Origin of the sequence: Mesonia oceanica (assembly GCF_902499555.1) — a bacterium.
Lineage (GTDB): Bacteria > Bacteroidota > Bacteroidia > Flavobacteriales > Flavobacteriaceae > Mesonia > Mesonia oceanica.
Genome location: NZ_CABVMM010000015.1, coordinates 1 through 15399, shown reverse-complemented (window position 1 = coordinate 15399; position 15399 = coordinate 1). Strand labels below are relative to the sequence as shown.

Sequence of the window (15399 nt, the reverse complement as noted above, 5' to 3'; positions counted from 1 at the left end):
CTGAAGTGAAAAAAGAACATTCCCATAAAGACAACCTGAAAGTCATCTACGAAGACAATCATTTGATAGTGGTAAATAAACGCGCGGGTGATATTGTTCAAGGTGATAAAACCGGGGACAAGCCTCTGAGTGAAGTTGTGAAAACCTTTTTAAAAGAAAAGTACAACAAACCGGGAAATGTATATTTAGGGGTGGTTCATCGCTTAGATCGTCCCACTACCGGAATTGTTTTATTTTCTAAAACTTCAAAAGCTTTACCAAGGCTTAACAAACTATTTTCTGAAAAGAAAACCGCTAAAACCTATTGGGCTTTGGTAAAGAATGAACCGCCAAAATCAAAAGATACTTTAGTTCATTATTTAAAACGCAACCCAAAGCAAAACAAATCTTACGCCCATAAAAATGAAGTACCGGATAGTAAAAAGGCGATTCTTCATTATCAAGTCATTAAAAAGCTGGATAATTATTTTTTACTGGAGATCGATTTAGAGACCGGAAGACATCACCAAATCCGTAGTCAACTATCAGCCATTGGCTGTCCCATCAAGGGCGATTTAAAATATGGTTTTGATAGAAGTAACAAAGACGCCAGCATCCATTTACACGCCAGAAAACTTAGTTTAGTACATCCTGTACAAAAAGAAGAAATTACTTTTGTAGCTCCGTTACCTGATGAACCGCTTTGGAAAGCTTGTGAGTAGAAAATATTCTACTTTCTTTTTTACATCACCCAAAAAAGAGACAAAAAAAGCCTAAGGCTACGATGAAAATAGAAGGCCGTCAATTCGAGTGGAAATCGGTTAAGCTTGTTGTACCGAAGCTACTATTTTGAGAATATTCCGATACGAGTTTTCTTAAAATTAACTCCATGAGCTCTCCATGAAATTGAAAAATTTTACATTCAACTTAAATTATTTCAATTGCTGAATGGCATTTTCTAGCAAAGCTTCCATCACGGCATAGCCTTTTTTATTGGGATGAACGCCATCTTCTGCATATTCAGCATTTAACGATAGATCTTTCATTACCATGGCCTTGTAATAATCCACGTAAGGAAGCTTGTGTTTTTTGGTATAGGCTGAAAGTAAATCATTCAACTGAATAATTTTTTCTTTCGGATGAATGTTTGGGTTCCAAGGAAAAGCAGCTGCAGGTAAAACCGAACATAAAATCACTTGAATATTGTTGGCCTGAGCTAATTCGACCATCGAAACAATATTCCCAAAAATAGTTTCCACTGTGGTAGGCCCGGTATTTTCAGCAATGTCATTAATTCCGGCTAAAATTACCACCGCTTTGGGTTGTAAGTCAATCACATCCTGTCGAAAACGCAATAGCATTTGCGGAGTGGTTTGTCCGCTAATTCCTCGGTCTATATATGGATGTTCACTAAAAAACTGCGGCCGAAGGTCTTTCCAGAATTGGGTAATGGAATTCCCCATCAACACCACGTGGTCATTCATAGGTATTTGCTCACTCAAAGCTTTATTCTCTTTTGAATAAAATTTCAAATTTGCCCAATCTTTTTGTTGTGCTTTTGCCATCGTACACATAAATACTAAGATGAATATTAGTTTACTTTTCATATTGTTTTAATTGAAATTCAATCGCATCGCCTTGCTTTTTTTGAGCCAATAGGTTGATACTTTCTTCGGTAAGTTGAAAAATTCGAGGATAACCACCTGTTGTTTGGGCATCCCGCATAAGGATTATTAAATTTCCGCCGGGCGTAAACTGCACGGTCCCGGGCAATACAGGCTGCGTTAAAATAGAGGGAAGCTCATTCTCCAGTTTTTCTTCTAATTGATACGCCATCCGGCTATTGTTTTTGGAAATACTGAATTTCTTCGTCAATAATTCACCTTTTAATTCTTCCGGAAGACGATGAAACTCAGGTCCCGGAAAAACTTCTAATTGCGAAGATTCATATTTTTCAGCTTCAAACTTAATATGGGCAAAAGCCTTTTCTTTCTCGCCTTTATACTCAGCTACTTTCAATTCATCATCTTTTCTCAACAGCCCCGAACTTGTAACCGGTTCGTACATACTTCTACTTTCCAATTTCTTTTCTGTAAGAAAACCTCCTTTTACCGCTAAATAAAGCCTTGTCCCTTTCGTTATTTGCTTTAGTTGAAGTACATCTCCATTTTTTACTTCAAAGGGTTTTAAAAGCGCTAATTTTTCATCATTTAAAGTAACTACGGCTTCCAAACCAACCAAGGCTACCAACATTTCTTCCTGAAATTGTAAAGTTGGCCCCATAAGGGTAGTTTCCATGACGGCTTCATATTGGGTATTACCAACCAGTAAATTGGCAATTTTAGCAGCGTACCGATCCATAACGCCACTTTGCGGAACTCCGTATTGTGCATAACCGGTTCTCCCAAAATCCTGAATACTGCTTAACAATCCCGGTTGTATCACTTTAATGCTCATACACTTCTTTTTTTAATTGATAAGTTCCTTGATTAACTTCTTGCTGAATCGTTTGATAATCTTCCATACTTACCGCTTCAAATTTTAATTTATCACCGGCTTGAAAAGGGGAAGGTTTTTGCTGATTAACCTCAAAAATCGGGACAGGACAATTGCCAATAAGTTGCCATCCGCCGGCAGAGATTTGAGGATAAATTCCGGTCTGTTTTTCACCGATTCCAACGGCTCCTTTTTCAACCTTTAAACGGGGGGATTTTTTTCGGGAAATATGGAGCTTTTCATCGAGTCCGCCGAGGTATAAAAATCCGGGTAGAAAACCTTTAAAAAAAATCGTATAATTGGGCTGCGTATGTAACTGAATAATTTCTGAAATCTCTAATTGATTTTGTTGACTTAGCTCTTCCAAATCCAATCCGAATTTTTGGTCATAACATACGGGAAGGCTGAATTGGTAAAATTGGAGATGCGCCTTTTTTCGCTGTGAATCCATCAACTTTTCCACTACTGAAATTTCACGATAAATATTATTTATAGTTGAACTGTAATTTATTAATAATGAATTATATGTATTTATTACCTCAACCTTTACTTTAGTATAGTTTTGTTGGATGTTGTTTTTCAACTGAAGAAGGTGGTACAGTAAATTTTCGTCGATATTTTCTTGCCACGAGAGTAATATCGCTTGCTTTCCTAAGGGTTGAATCAGGGGTTTTTCAAACTTCATTTTCTATCTTATTTTGATATGTTTAGCTTCTAATTTTTCACGCAAATAATTCAAAATTTCTACGGAATTCCGGGTATCACTATGAAGGCAAATTGTATCGAAATTTGCTTCTAAAAAAGGTCCATTTTCTACCTGTATTTTCCCTTCGGAAATCATTAAAAAAACGTGCTGAAAAACAGCTTCTTTTTCATGTAAAACAGCATTGTTTTTTGAACGGGAAACTAGACTAAAATCGGCTTCATAATTTCGGTCGGCGAAGCCCTCTTTCCAAGTGCTTAATTTAGATTTTGCCAAACGCTCAATAACTGATTTTGGTGGGGTAAATAAAATGAGGTTTTCATCTATTTCTTTTACGACTTCCATCACCAAGTTGGCCTTTTCTTCATCTTTAGCAATTTCGTTGTAAAGTGCTCCGTGAGGTTTTACATGATGTAACTTCCCCCCTAGCCTTTCGGTAATTGTTTTAACGGCTAAAATTTGGCTTTTAAGCGTACTTTTTAGTGCTACGGAGGAAATATCCATCGACTTCCTTCCGAAGTTTTCTTGATCGGGATAAGAAGGATGAGCGCCAATATTCACTTGATTGGCCAAGGCCAGTTGTACAGCGGTAGTGATACTTTCTTCATTTCCATAGTGACCGCCGCAGGCAATGTTGCACGAAGAGATTAAAGGCATAAGTTCAGCATCAAAAGCGCCACCTTCGGCTAAGTCACAGTTGAAGTCTATGGTGTTCATAAAGTTTATTTTTTCTTATTGACTTGCTTTGCTAATATATCGATTCTAAAATAATTTGATTGCTTAAAAGCAGCGTAAGCCTTTAATTTTGTTTTAGGCAGATTCAAGTTGAATACCTCTCTACTCCGTCTGCTTATTGGTGTGGCAAACTCGAGCTGACAAGAAAATATAATGGCCTGTTCGAGTGGTTTCCCGTAACGAAGTGAAAGGAAAATGTATCGAGAACAATTTCCTTTAACTTTAAAAAAATTCTCGATACAATTGTGGTTCGCTATCGCTATCTAAAATCACCTGAAGTGGACTAACAGTATTTATTTCGAAAAATTCAAAAAACTTCAAGTCAGTTCAAAATAGCTATCAACTCCGCCTGCTGGTGACAAGAGGTACTTCTCGATACAATTTTGGTTCGCTATCGCTACCCAAAATCAATCGAAATGACTTGTAAAACTTCACTTGAAATGATAATTTTAAAATACTAATTGTTTTCCCGTTGACTTAAGGCATAGATGGAAAAGGTTCCTAACCAGTGACCGCCTTCGTAAGAGTCTCCAAAAAGGTCTTTTAAAGAATGGGAAACGTGTTGGTCGCCAATTGGTTTTAAGTGTTTAAAATCGTCTTTATATTTGTTCGCTAAGTGGTAAAACACCCAAGCCCGACTATAATTTAATCCATCTAAATGCACGAGTTTTCCATCGGTCCTATCGGAAACCTCTCCGGGTGTGAGTTCAAAATCTTTGCTCATGAGTTGTGGCATAAAATCTTTTAACCACATTTTAAAGGTTTGCTCGGCCAACACACGTTGCATCAAATCGACTTCTTCCAAACAAGGTGATAAAAAGTCAAAACCGCTAGGTTCCCAGCCCAAAGGACAGTCATCATCTGATAAATAAAAATCTTTGGCGCGGGTAGTAATCAAATTCATCAACTTTTCATTGTTCATCGTTTTGGCATAATCGTAGGCGAACGTCATCCCAAAAGCAGTATTCTCGTGTTCTCCCACACGAATGGGATAATTCAGTTTTGGTAAAAATTCCATATAATTTTCCACAATCTGATTGGTCAAGGGTTGAAGGTTTTCTTCTAAAGGTCTCGCCAAAGAATCATTCCAAGTATGCAATTCTTCTGAAAGTTTCAACAACCAAGCCCAACCATAGGTACGCTCAAAAGATTTGTTATGCTTCTTTTTAAAATATTTTAATTCTTGCTGAATGTTTTCTTTAGAAAGGTGTTGTTGTAACTGTTCTTTAATTTCTTCTTTTTTATCTAAATCGGGAAATTGTTTTAATAAACTTACTAACGACCAATGTGCGTGTACGGCAGAATGCCAGTCGAAACATCCGTAAAATGCAGGATGAAGGGTATCTGGCGTTTGCAAATCTTTTTCAGAAGTTAAGGTGAACCCCGGTCGGTAAGGATATTTGGTACTGATGCATTCCAAAGGCAGTTTTACCAATTTATTGGCTTGAGTTAAGCTAAACTGCAAATCTTCCAAGGGCATTAATTCTTCCTTAATTTCTTCTACAATACTGGTATCTTCTTCTTTCAGCTCATTGGCTGGTTCAATATTGGTATCTCTCTTGTCTTTGCAAGCACATAAAGCAATTCCTAAACTTAAAAGTAGTATCTTTTTCATAATCTATTTATCCAAGCCATCCGTCGCGATCTAAGCTTCGGTACTGAATGGCTTCACTAATGTGGTTTCCTGTTATTTTTTCTGAATTTTCCAAATCGGCGATGGTTCGCGAAACTTTTAAGATTCGATCGTAAGCCCTTGCTGAAAGGTTTAAACGCTCCATCGCCGTTTTCAGCAATTGTTTAGAGGCTTCGTCCAATCCGCAAAATTCCCGAATTTGCTTCACGCCCATTTGAGCGTTGTAATGTACGTTTTTTAAATTTTTAAATCGATTGGTTTGAATTTTTCTTGCTTCGGTAACGCGTTCTCTAATCACCACGCTGCTCTCCCCTTTTCGGCCTTCACTTAGTTTCTCGAAGGGAACGGGAGTGACTTCAATATGAATATCGATCCTATCTAACAAAGGACCGCTAATTTTACTAAGGTAGCGTTGCATTTCTGCAGGAGACGAGGTGACCGGCGCATCGGGATCGTTAAAATACCCACCCGGACTTGGGTTCATACTCGCCACCAACATAAAACTGGACGGATAAGTCACGGTAAATTTCGCGCGCGAAATGGTGACTTCCCGATCTTCTAAAGGCTGACGCATCACTTCTAAGACCGAACGTTTAAATTCGGGCAGTTCATCTAAAAACAAAACGCCGTTGTGCGAAAGTGAAATTTCCCCGGGCTGTGGATAAGTTCCACCGCCCACTAAAGCCACATCTGAAATGGTATGGTGGGGACTTCGAAACGGCCGTGCTGCCATCAAACCTCCTAAATTGGAAGTTCTTCCTACAACACTATGTATTTTAGTAGTTTCTAAGGCTTCGTGTAAAGTCATAGGCGGCAAAATACTGGGCAAACGCTTGGCCAGCATGGTTTTTCCTGAACCCGGTGGGCCAATGAGAATGATGTTATGTCCGCCGGCAGCGGCAATTTCCATACAACGTTTAATGGACTCCTGCCCTTTTACATCGGCAAAGTCGAACTCGGGATGTTCTAAGTTTTCGTAGAATTGTTTTCGGGTATCGACCACGGTACGTTCTAAAGCTTCTCCTTTATCAAAAAAATCGATGACTTCGGTAATATTTTCTACACCATAGACTTCCAATCCGTTGACGATGGCAGCTTCGGTAGCATTTTGCTTGGGCAGTATAAAGCCTTTGAATCCTTCTTCCTGCGCTTTGATGGCAATGGGCAAAGCCCCTTTAATGGGCTGTAAACTTCCATCTAAGGAAAGTTCTCCCATAATTAAATAGTCTTCAATATGAGGTGCTTTAATCTGGGAAGAAGCGCTTAAAATACCTAGTGCCAAGGTAAGATCGTATGCCGAGCCTTCTTTTCTTAGATCGGCAGGGGCCATATTAATGGTGATCTTCTTACCGGGCAGTTTGTAACTGTTGTTCTGTAAAGCTGCGGCGATGCGGTAACTGCTCTCCCGAATGGCATTATCGGGCAAACCTACCAAGTGGTAACCTATGCCTTTATCTACATTTACTTCTACGGTAATGGTGGTGGCTTCTACCCCAAAAACCGCACTCCCATAAACTTTTACGAGCATGTAATTAGTAATTTTCTTAAAAATAAAAATTTATTTGTTAAGAGCTTCCTTCTTTGGGAAGTATTAAGAAAAATCCTAAAAAATTAGGAAGGAGTTAAGGTGTTTTCTGGCTATTTTTTAATTGAATGGGTTTTGTAGGATTACTGGCTGGTTGAGGAATGTATTATAAAAAAGGGTTATATTTGGAGGGATATGATTAGTCAATTTAAAAGAAATATAGGTATTGAAAAAAAATCAAAACTTACACAATGAAACCCCATTTTCCGTTTTTAGTTTTTTTCTGTTTTACATCGCTTTGTATAGGACAGCCTCGTTATGCTTTCTATAAAGAGCATAAAAAAGAGCGGGTTTATGATATCTATAAAATTGATTCTACTAAAAATTATTACCTCGCTCAAGCCCTTATGCAGAAAGATTCTGTTTTATTGGTGATTGATAAGCAATCAGTACAATTAAAAAACAAAAAAATAAATCGTTTAGAAAAATATACTTTTAAGACACATACCCTCTACGACATTATAAGTCCATCAAACGCTATTTATTGTCAGTATGTAGATCATCAAAAAGTTTGGTGCGAAGAAGAGCATCAAGGTTTACATTTTACCGATAACATGGGGGATGAGTATTGGGATGATGATTCTAAGAAGGAGTAGAGTAATAACTGTAGCTGTTTGCTTAACTTAAAATAATTAGTATTAATTAAAATAGATATTCTGTTAATTATAATGAAAAAAAAACTTTACATTTTAATTTTTCTTATCGTTACAATTATATCTTTAATCGTATTGCTTTACTACAGATATAATTTATCATTTGGTAATACTGCTTTTCAAAAATCTTTAATGATTGGCTGTATGCATAAATCCCTGCCGAAATTGAACCAATCAAATTCAAAAAAAGTTTGTGAGTGTTTAATCAGTAATTTAATCGAAAAATATTCTGACAAAGAATTAGAAAGTAAAAGTATTGATGAAATAGCAGAAAACAATAAAGATTTATTTGTGAATTGTAGAGAAATTTTCAAAGCTAAAAACTCAAAAAAGGAAACAAAACAGACATCTGATTATTTTTATTTTCCTGACACTATTCACAAAAATGTAGTTGTAGATACTTTTAGTTATCACTTTAAATTACCCGATACAATTATTAGAGGTAAAAATGATTATAGATTTATGAAGATATATACTCAACTTTTTAAAACTAAAAGTAAATGTAACAAAGAACTTAATATAAAACAAAGTGACTCTTCTTTTACTGAAGCCCATAACTTTAGTGATACACTGCATTGCCCTATCTATTTTAAAGACAAACCAAAACGTGGTAGTTATTATATAAGAGGAGAAGTTATAATTCAATCTCTTGCAACATTTTATGGCGCAAAAGATTCAACAGGCTCAAAATTGCTTACTAAAGAATTTGCATTTTATAAACCTATTTTTATAGAATAAAGTTAACAACAAACTATATTTTTAGTTTTAAAAATGACTGAATATAAATTGTAACGAAATTTTTGAAAAAATTTTTAAACATATCATTTAAAGTTTTAGCATTTATTTGGATATTAATTCTAGGATTTGGAATTATTGCAAGTCAATTTTTAGGAGAAACCTCTGATGCTTTAGGGTTTAATGAACCGGCAAATTCCCCTAAAGAGGAATTCGTTAATAAGCAAACAATAACAATTGCTGATTCAATTCCTCAAGGTCAATTTAAATATGAAATTTATTTCACCGAGTTTGAAGGTAAAATGCCAAACAAAACTTGTCATGTATTGATGAAAGAAAATAACATCATTATCACTCAAGACGAAACGACCAACCTGACTGGCGGAAAAACTATTTTTAAAGGAATAGTACTAAAGCATAAAAGTGGAAAGTGGATTTTGTCAACTCATTATAAAGACAAAAATGCTGATGAAATTGGGGGCTGTACAGGTATTCCGATAATTAACTTTGATAAACAAATCATTGAATGGTGTTAAGAAACTTTTTATAGACAAAGCCACACAATAATTGATTACATCATAACAATTTGAAATGAAAAAACTACTAACTTTAATCCTATTACTTCTCATGTATACTGGAGTATTTTCACAAGATTGTGTTTTACCTAATGGAAAATATAAAGTAGAATATGATGAAGGTTTCGAAAAATATCCTAAATTCTATTTTAAAATAAAGAACAATAAATTTATATATATTGATTTAGATGAGAACGTTGAATATACTATTGAGAAAAACGAAGACTGTTACTTAGTTTTAGAAAAGAAAGAGGTCGATGAAACAAATTTTACTGAATTACAAAAATTACTAAATAAACAGCATCCGTTTTATACATTTGAAAAAATCAATGATAAGGTTTATGAATTTATATACCGAGATGATTTACATGTCACAATTAGCGAAGGAAAATTTATAAAACAATAAAACCTTCTATTAAACTTTCTGCATTGCCAACCCTCAAGCCCAAATTTTCCATCAACGAAATAAGTCCATTTAGATTTTATGGGGGGATTGTGGTATTTATTGGGTTTATTTTTTCGATATATCTACTGCTTTTTGATTAGAAATCTATATTAAAAAATTATATTTGTCTAGTATAATGAATTTACTAAAAATTATGAAAAAAAAGATATTCTTCGTTTTGTTGTTAATTTTTTCCTTGGGTGTAAAAGCGCAAACCCAAATCAACTCATTAAGCAATTATTCATGGTATGCTTCTGATGAACCTAAAACTTTCAGCAAGAAATTACAATTATCCTTTGTAAAACATGGAGATTATGGTTTTCCCAACTATGGAACGGTACTTGCTGGTGGTAGTTATAGTACCTCTCAAGATGGAGGTGTCTTCCAGCTATATTTTCCTTACAATGAATATTATGGGGGGAATGCTCCCAAAATAAGATTAGGATTATATAATAATAAAGGGTGGAGTAATTGGGAAACGTTTTATACAAGCGCAAATGCCAATAAAGAAGATATTGATTGGAAGGCCAAATCGTTATATGTAAATGAAAATATTGGAATTGGGACTGTAAGCCCTGGAAGCTGGAAATTGGCTGTCAATGGGAAAGTGAGAGCCAAAGAAGTAAAAGTAGAAACAGGTTGGTCAGATTTTGTTTTCAATAAAGAATATGAGCTTCCCTCGCTTCAAGAAGTGGAAAACCACATTAAACAAAAAGGACACTTAAAAGATATCCCAAGTGCCAAAGAAGTTGAAGAAAATGGCATTTTTCTAGGAGAAATGGATGCTAAATTACTTCAAAAAATAGAGGAGTTAACACTTTATACAATTCAACAAGAGAAGAAGATTGAAAACTTAACGCTTTATAAAATTCAGCAAGAAAAGAAGATTGAACAACAATACAAAGAAATCAAAAAATTAAAGCTGTTAAATGAAAAACTTTTAGAATTACAAAATAGATTAGAAAAACTGGAGCAGAAATAAATAATGAGTATCGGTTTGTGTATAGCACTTTACTAAAGTGAGATATAAATTTATATTTTCTAATCTTCAGACAATACATTAGCAAATATTGCAAAACTTTAAACCCAAATTTCCCACCAACGAAATAGGTCCATTTAGATTTTATGGGGGAATTGTGAAAGGGCCTGATTTTATTTTTTCTACACCTCTACTGCTTTTTGATTAGAAATCTATATGAAAAAAATTATATTTGTCTAGTATAATGAATTTACTAAAATTATGAAAAAAAAGATATTCTTCGTTTTGTTGTTAATTTTTTCCTTGGGTTTAAAAGCGCAAACTCAAATCAACTCATTAAGCAATTATTCATGGTATGCTTCTGATGAACCTAAAACTTTCAATAGCAAACTACAATTATCCTTTGTAAAACATGCCGATTATGGTTTTCCCAGCTATGGAACGGTACTCGCTGGTGGTGGTATTATTAACAATAACAACCCTCAAGATGGAGGTGTCTTCCAGCTATATTTTCCTTACAGTGAATATCATGGTGGGAATGCTCCCAAAATAAGATTAGGATTATATAATAATCAAGGTTGGAGTAATTGGGAAACGTTTTATACAAGCGCAAATGCCAATAAACAAGATATTGATTGGAAGGCCAAATCGTTATATGTAAATGAAAATATTGGAATTGGGACTACTTCACCTAAAAGCAAACTTGATCTTGGATCTGATTATTCTGACCCTTCTATATACCCCAATAAAATCACATTGTGTTCCGGAGAAGAGAATAGTTATTTTGGTTTTGGTGTAAGTATCAATGATCTAGACTACTTTAGCCGAGGAAATCACCGATTCTACACCGAATATAATGGAACTCCTGGTTCTGAAAAAATGGTTATCCAATCTAATGGAAATGTAGGAATTGGAACTGTAAGCCCTGGAAACTGGAAATTGGCTGTCAATGGGAAAGTGAGAGCCAAAGAAGTAAAAGTAGAAACAGGTTGGTCAGATTTTGTTTTCAATAAAGAATATGAGCTTCCCTCGCTTCAAGAAGTGGATAATCATATTAAAGAAAAAGGACATTTAAAAGATATCCCAAGTGCCAAAGAAGTTGAAGAAAATGGCATTTTCCTAGGAGAAATGGATGCTAAATTACTTCAAAAAATAGAGGAGTTAACGCTTTATACCATTCAACAAGAGAAGAAGATTGAAGATCAAGACGAGGAGATTAAAAAACTAAAATTGTTGAATGAAAAACTTTTAGAATTACAAAATAGATTAGAAAAACTGGAGCAGAAATAAATAATGAGTATTGGTTTGCGTATAGCACTTTACTAAAGTGAGATGTAAATTTATATTTTCTAATCTTCAGACAATATATTAGCAAATATTGCAAAACTTTAAACCCAAATTTTCCACCAATGAAATAGGTCCATTTAGATTTTATGGGGGAACTGTGGTGTGGATTGGGTTTAGTTTGGTTTTTAATGCTTTGTTTCGGTTGTCTTTACAGTTTTCTAATTTAGGAACGTATATTGACGAATGGAGTTTAGGCTATCAAATTAGTACTTACTATAATTATTTAATCGGTTTTACCTCGATGAGTTTTGCTTTTTGTTATACTACATATGTATGGATGAGTAAACCTTGGGCAACTCATCGAAGAAAAACACAGCAGTTAAGAATGGCACAAGTAAACTCCATTTGGATTTTATTTGGAACGCTGCTATTTTCTTTAAGATTGCTTTGGTTTTTTGCCGGGGTTGAGTTAAGTCTCGAAAAAGACTTTCCCTATGTAGCTTTCTTGATCCCAATATTTATATACCTCTACTGTTGGCATTTAATAATAGCTATTTACCAATCTAAAAAAGCTTTTCTTATTTCTTCACTTGTACTTTTGAGTGGCGGATTTATTTTAAGTTGTATCTAAAAATAGATCATTCCCATAGAGCTAATTACTGTGATTAAACCACATAAAATAAAGTTTAATGCTATATTTCTCTAAAAACAAAAAGCCACTGAAATAATATTCAGTGGCTTTTTTAGTAGTTATCGTTTTAGATTAGAACTTCTTTGCATTCTTTACCTTTTGATTGGTAAGCGCAAACTTTAAAACATCTTTCATTTCACTTACATAATGAAAGGTAAGACCTTTTAAATAATCTTCTTTAATTTCTTCTATATCTTTCCTATTCTCTTCACAAAGAATAATTTCTTTAATTCTGGCTCTCTTGGCCGCTAGAATCTTTTCTTTGATTCCACCTACCGGTAATACTTTTCCACGAAGGGTAATCTCTCCCGTCATCGCAAGATTCTTCTTTACTTTTTTCTGTGTAAATAAAGAAACAAGAGAGGTTAACATGGTAATCCCGGCACTTGGGCCATCTTTAGGAGTGGCACCTTCAGGAACGTGGATATGAACATTATATTTATCAAAAATATCTGAATCGATCCCAAATTCATCTGCATTTGCTTTAATATATTCCATCGCAATGGTAGCAGATTCCTTCATTACTTTACCTAGATTTCCGGTAATATTTAAATTACCTTTCCCCTTCGATAAAATAGATTCTATAAATAATATGTCACCACCAACACGTGTCCAAGCCAAACCTGTAACTACGCCGGCTACATCGTTATTTTCATATTTATTGGCTTCTCTTGCCGGGCCTAATATTTTAAGAATATCTTCATTGGAAATCTTCACATTATATTCCTCTTCCATAGCAATATTCTTGGCAACATACCTGACTACTTTAGCCAATTGCTTTTCTAAACTACGAACTCCTGATTCACGGGTATAACCTTCTATAATTTTTTCAAGCTGAACTTTCCCTAACTTGATATCTTTTGAAGTAACCCCATGTTCCTTTATTTGCTTAGGAAGTAAATGTTGTTTAGCTATCTCAACCTTTTCCTCAATCGTATAACCGGTCATATTGATGATTTCCATACGATCTCTTAAAGCAGGTTGAATAGTGTTTAAACTATTAGAAGTCGCGATGAACATAACTTTAGAAAGGTCGAAGCCCATTTCTAAGAAATTATCGTGAAAATCACTATTCTGCTCAGGGTCTAAAACTTCCAATAAAGCAGAAGAAGGATCGCCTTGATGACTGTTTCCTAATTTATCGATTTCATCCAATACAAACACAGGGTTGCTGGTTCCGGCCTTCTTCAAACTTTGAATAATTCTACCCGGCATCGCTCCTATATACGTTTTACGATGACCTCTAATTTCAGCTTCATCACGCAAACCTCCCAAAGAAATTCTTACATACTCTCTTCCTAAAGCTTCAGCAATAGATTTTCCTAATGAAGTTTTTCCAACTCCCGGAGGACCATATAAACATAAAATAGGAGACTTCATATCATTACGAAGTTTAAGTACCGCAAGATATTCTATGATTCTTCGTTTTACTTCTTCTAGACCATAATGATCACGATCTAAAATTTTCTTGGCTCTTTTTAAATCAAATTTATCTTTACTGAATTTATTCCAAGGTAAGTCTAGAAATAAATCTAAATAATTTCGTTGAATAGAATATTCAGCAACTTGAGGATTCATTCGCTGCATTTTAAAAAGCTCTTTTTCAAAATGCTTCTTTATATCCTTATCCCAGTTTTTCTTTTTAGCACGCTTACGCATATCTTCTATCTCCCCTTCATCTGAAACTCCTCCTAATTCCTCTTGGATAGTTTTTAACTGCTGATGAAGAAAATACTCCCGCTGCTGCTGACTCATATCACTTTGTACCTTCGATTGAATATTATTTCGAAGTTCCAGTTTCTGAAACTCCATATTCATAAACTTTAAGGTAGAAAGGGCACGCTCTTTAAGATCATTCATTTCTAACAAACTCTGCTTTTCTTCTACAGTGAGATTCATGTTAGAAGAAATGAAATTGATTAAAAAGGAATGACTTTCTATATTTTTAATAGCAAAAGAAGCTTCAGAAGGTATAGTTGGGCTATCTTTAATGATTTGTAAAGCCAAATCTTTAATAGATTCTAAAATCGCTAAGAATTCTTCACTTTCAGTCGCGGGCTTAACTTCGTTCATAGAACTTACTGAAGCTTTTATATAAGGCTCCGTTTCTATAACTTCATTAATTTGAAAACGCTTTTTTCCTTGAATAATAACCGTGGTATTACCATCTGGCATTTTTAAAACCCGTAAAATCTTAGCCACCACTCCTAATTGATGTAAGTCTTTTCCTTCAGGGTTTTCTATATTACTGTCTTTCTGTGCAACTACACCAATAGTCTTATCACCATTATTGGCATCGTTGATCAACTTTATAGAAGCATCTCTACCTGCCGTTATAGGTATAACTACTCCAGGAAATAAAACAGTATTTTTTAAAGGTAGAATAGGCAAAACTTCAGGAAGTTCTTCTCTATTTATTTCTTCTTCATCCTCAGGAGTCATTAATGGTATTAAATCTGCATCCTCATTAATTCCTTGCAATGACAAGTTGTCAATATTGAAAAAGTTTGATTTACTCATATATATATTTTCGTCAAAATGGCAGTAATTACTAGCCATTTGAAATGATTTTACTACAATTAAACAAAGAAAGATCTTTTCTTTCTGTAGTGTCTTAGAAGTTCAATTCCTATGCCAAAGAATATCTTCAATAGCTGTTGTTTCCTTTCACAACTCGACAAAAGCTTTTTTATTTCTTTCTCTTTTTAATAGGAATGGTTTTCAGGAATTGTCGAGTACACATTATGCCAAAAGTAACCGGTACCTACGTAATATCTAAACAAAAAAAAGGCCCTTCACTATAAAGTGAAGGGCCTTGTAAAAGAAGGCGGCGACATACTCTCCCACGGTAAAGCAGTACCATCTGCGCTAACGGGCTTAACTTCCCTGTTCGGAATGGAAAG

The 15399-nt window shown here is 34.7% G+C and carries 15 protein-coding genes and 1 rRNA gene; 8 read left to right on the top strand and 8 right to left on the bottom strand.

Annotated features, from left to right (window positions below; genetic code table 11):
* Positions 1-5: 5 nt before the first annotated feature.
* Entirely contained in the window at positions 6-701 is a 696-nt protein-coding gene (locus FVB9532_RS16585; protein WP_150546305.1) for an RluA family pseudouridine synthase, read from the top strand.
* A gap of 210 nt (positions 702-911) precedes the next feature.
* Here the strand turns inward: FVB9532_RS16585 and FVB9532_RS16580 are convergent, their stop codons facing one another.
* From FVB9532_RS16580 to FVB9532_RS16555, 6 genes are all read right to left on the bottom strand, one after another.
* Entirely contained in the window at positions 912-1586 is a 675-nt protein-coding gene (locus FVB9532_RS16580; RefSeq protein WP_150546304.1) for a GDSL-type esterase/lipase family protein, read from the bottom strand.
* Positions 1576-2436: a 5-oxoprolinase subunit C family protein gene (locus tag FVB9532_RS16575; protein WP_150546303.1), complete on the bottom strand. Its 861-nt coding sequence runs from the start codon at positions 2434-2436 to the stop codon at positions 1576-1578. Before FVB9532_RS16575 ends, FVB9532_RS16580 begins: the two co-directional genes overlap by 11 nt.
* Positions 2426-3160, bottom strand: coding sequence for a 5-oxoprolinase subunit PxpB (gene pxpB / locus FVB9532_RS16570; protein WP_150546302.1), 735 nt, complete (start codon positions 3158-3160; stop codon positions 2426-2428). Before pxpB ends, FVB9532_RS16575 begins: the two co-directional genes overlap by 11 nt.
* 3 nt (positions 3161-3163) lie before the next feature.
* A complete protein-coding gene (pxpA, locus tag FVB9532_RS16565) occupies positions 3164-3895 on the bottom strand; it encodes a 5-oxoprolinase subunit PxpA (protein WP_150546301.1) in 732 nt (243 codons plus the stop codon).
* Positions 3896-4370: 475 nt separating this feature from the next.
* Positions 4371-5528 (bottom strand): DUF2891 domain-containing protein, encoded by a 1158-nt coding sequence (locus FVB9532_RS16560; protein ID WP_150546300.1) that lies wholly within the window; start codon positions 5526-5528, stop codon positions 4371-4373.
* Between the two features lie 7 nt (positions 5529-5535).
* On the bottom strand, positions 5536-7074 hold the full coding sequence (locus tag FVB9532_RS16555; RefSeq protein ID WP_150546299.1) for a YifB family Mg chelatase-like AAA ATPase: 1539 nt from the start codon (positions 7072-7074) through the stop codon (positions 5536-5538).
* Positions 7075-7322: 248 nt separating this feature from the next.
* Here FVB9532_RS16555 and FVB9532_RS16550 point away from each other — a divergent pair, with 248 nt between their 5' ends.
* The 7 genes from FVB9532_RS16550 (at position 7323) to FVB9532_RS16520 (ending at position 12436) form a co-directional block, all read left to right on the top strand.
* Positions 7323-7727: a hypothetical protein gene (locus FVB9532_RS16550; RefSeq protein WP_150546298.1), complete on the top strand. Its 405-nt coding sequence runs from the start codon at positions 7323-7325 to the stop codon at positions 7725-7727.
* A 72-nt stretch (positions 7728-7799) separates the two neighbouring features.
* The gene (locus FVB9532_RS16545; protein ID WP_150546297.1) at positions 7800-8522 is read left to right on the top strand and encodes a hypothetical protein; all 723 of its coding nucleotides are present in this window, start codon (positions 7800-7802) and stop codon (positions 8520-8522) included.
* Positions 8523-8584: 62 nt separating this feature from the next.
* Complete coding sequence (locus FVB9532_RS16540; protein ID WP_150546296.1) at positions 8585-9055, top strand: hypothetical protein; 471 nt, start codon at positions 8585-8587, stop codon at positions 9053-9055.
* A 55-nt stretch (positions 9056-9110) separates the two neighbouring features.
* A complete protein-coding gene (locus tag FVB9532_RS16535; protein ID WP_150546295.1) occupies positions 9111-9500 on the top strand; it encodes a hypothetical protein in 390 nt (129 codons plus the stop codon).
* A 193-nt stretch (positions 9501-9693) separates the two neighbouring features.
* A complete protein-coding gene (locus tag FVB9532_RS16530; RefSeq protein ID WP_150546294.1) occupies positions 9694-10521 on the top strand; it encodes a hypothetical protein in 828 nt (275 codons plus the stop codon).
* 258 nt (positions 10522-10779) lie between these two features.
* Complete coding sequence (locus tag FVB9532_RS16525) at positions 10780-11808, top strand: hypothetical protein (RefSeq protein ID WP_150546293.1); 1029 nt, start codon at positions 10780-10782, stop codon at positions 11806-11808.
* An 88-nt stretch (positions 11809-11896) separates the two neighbouring features.
* On the top strand, positions 11897-12436 hold the full coding sequence (locus tag FVB9532_RS16520; protein ID WP_150546292.1) for a hypothetical protein: 540 nt from the start codon (positions 11897-11899) through the stop codon (positions 12434-12436).
* 132 nt (positions 12437-12568) lie between these two features.
* On the opposite strand, the gene lon is transcribed toward FVB9532_RS16520, so the two are convergent.
* A complete protein-coding gene (gene lon / locus FVB9532_RS16515; protein WP_150546396.1) occupies positions 12569-15016 on the bottom strand; it encodes an endopeptidase La in 2448 nt (815 codons plus the stop codon).
* Between the two features lie 302 nt (positions 15017-15318).
* Positions 15319-15399, bottom strand: a 5S ribosomal RNA gene (rrf, locus tag FVB9532_RS16510); the annotation flags it as partial.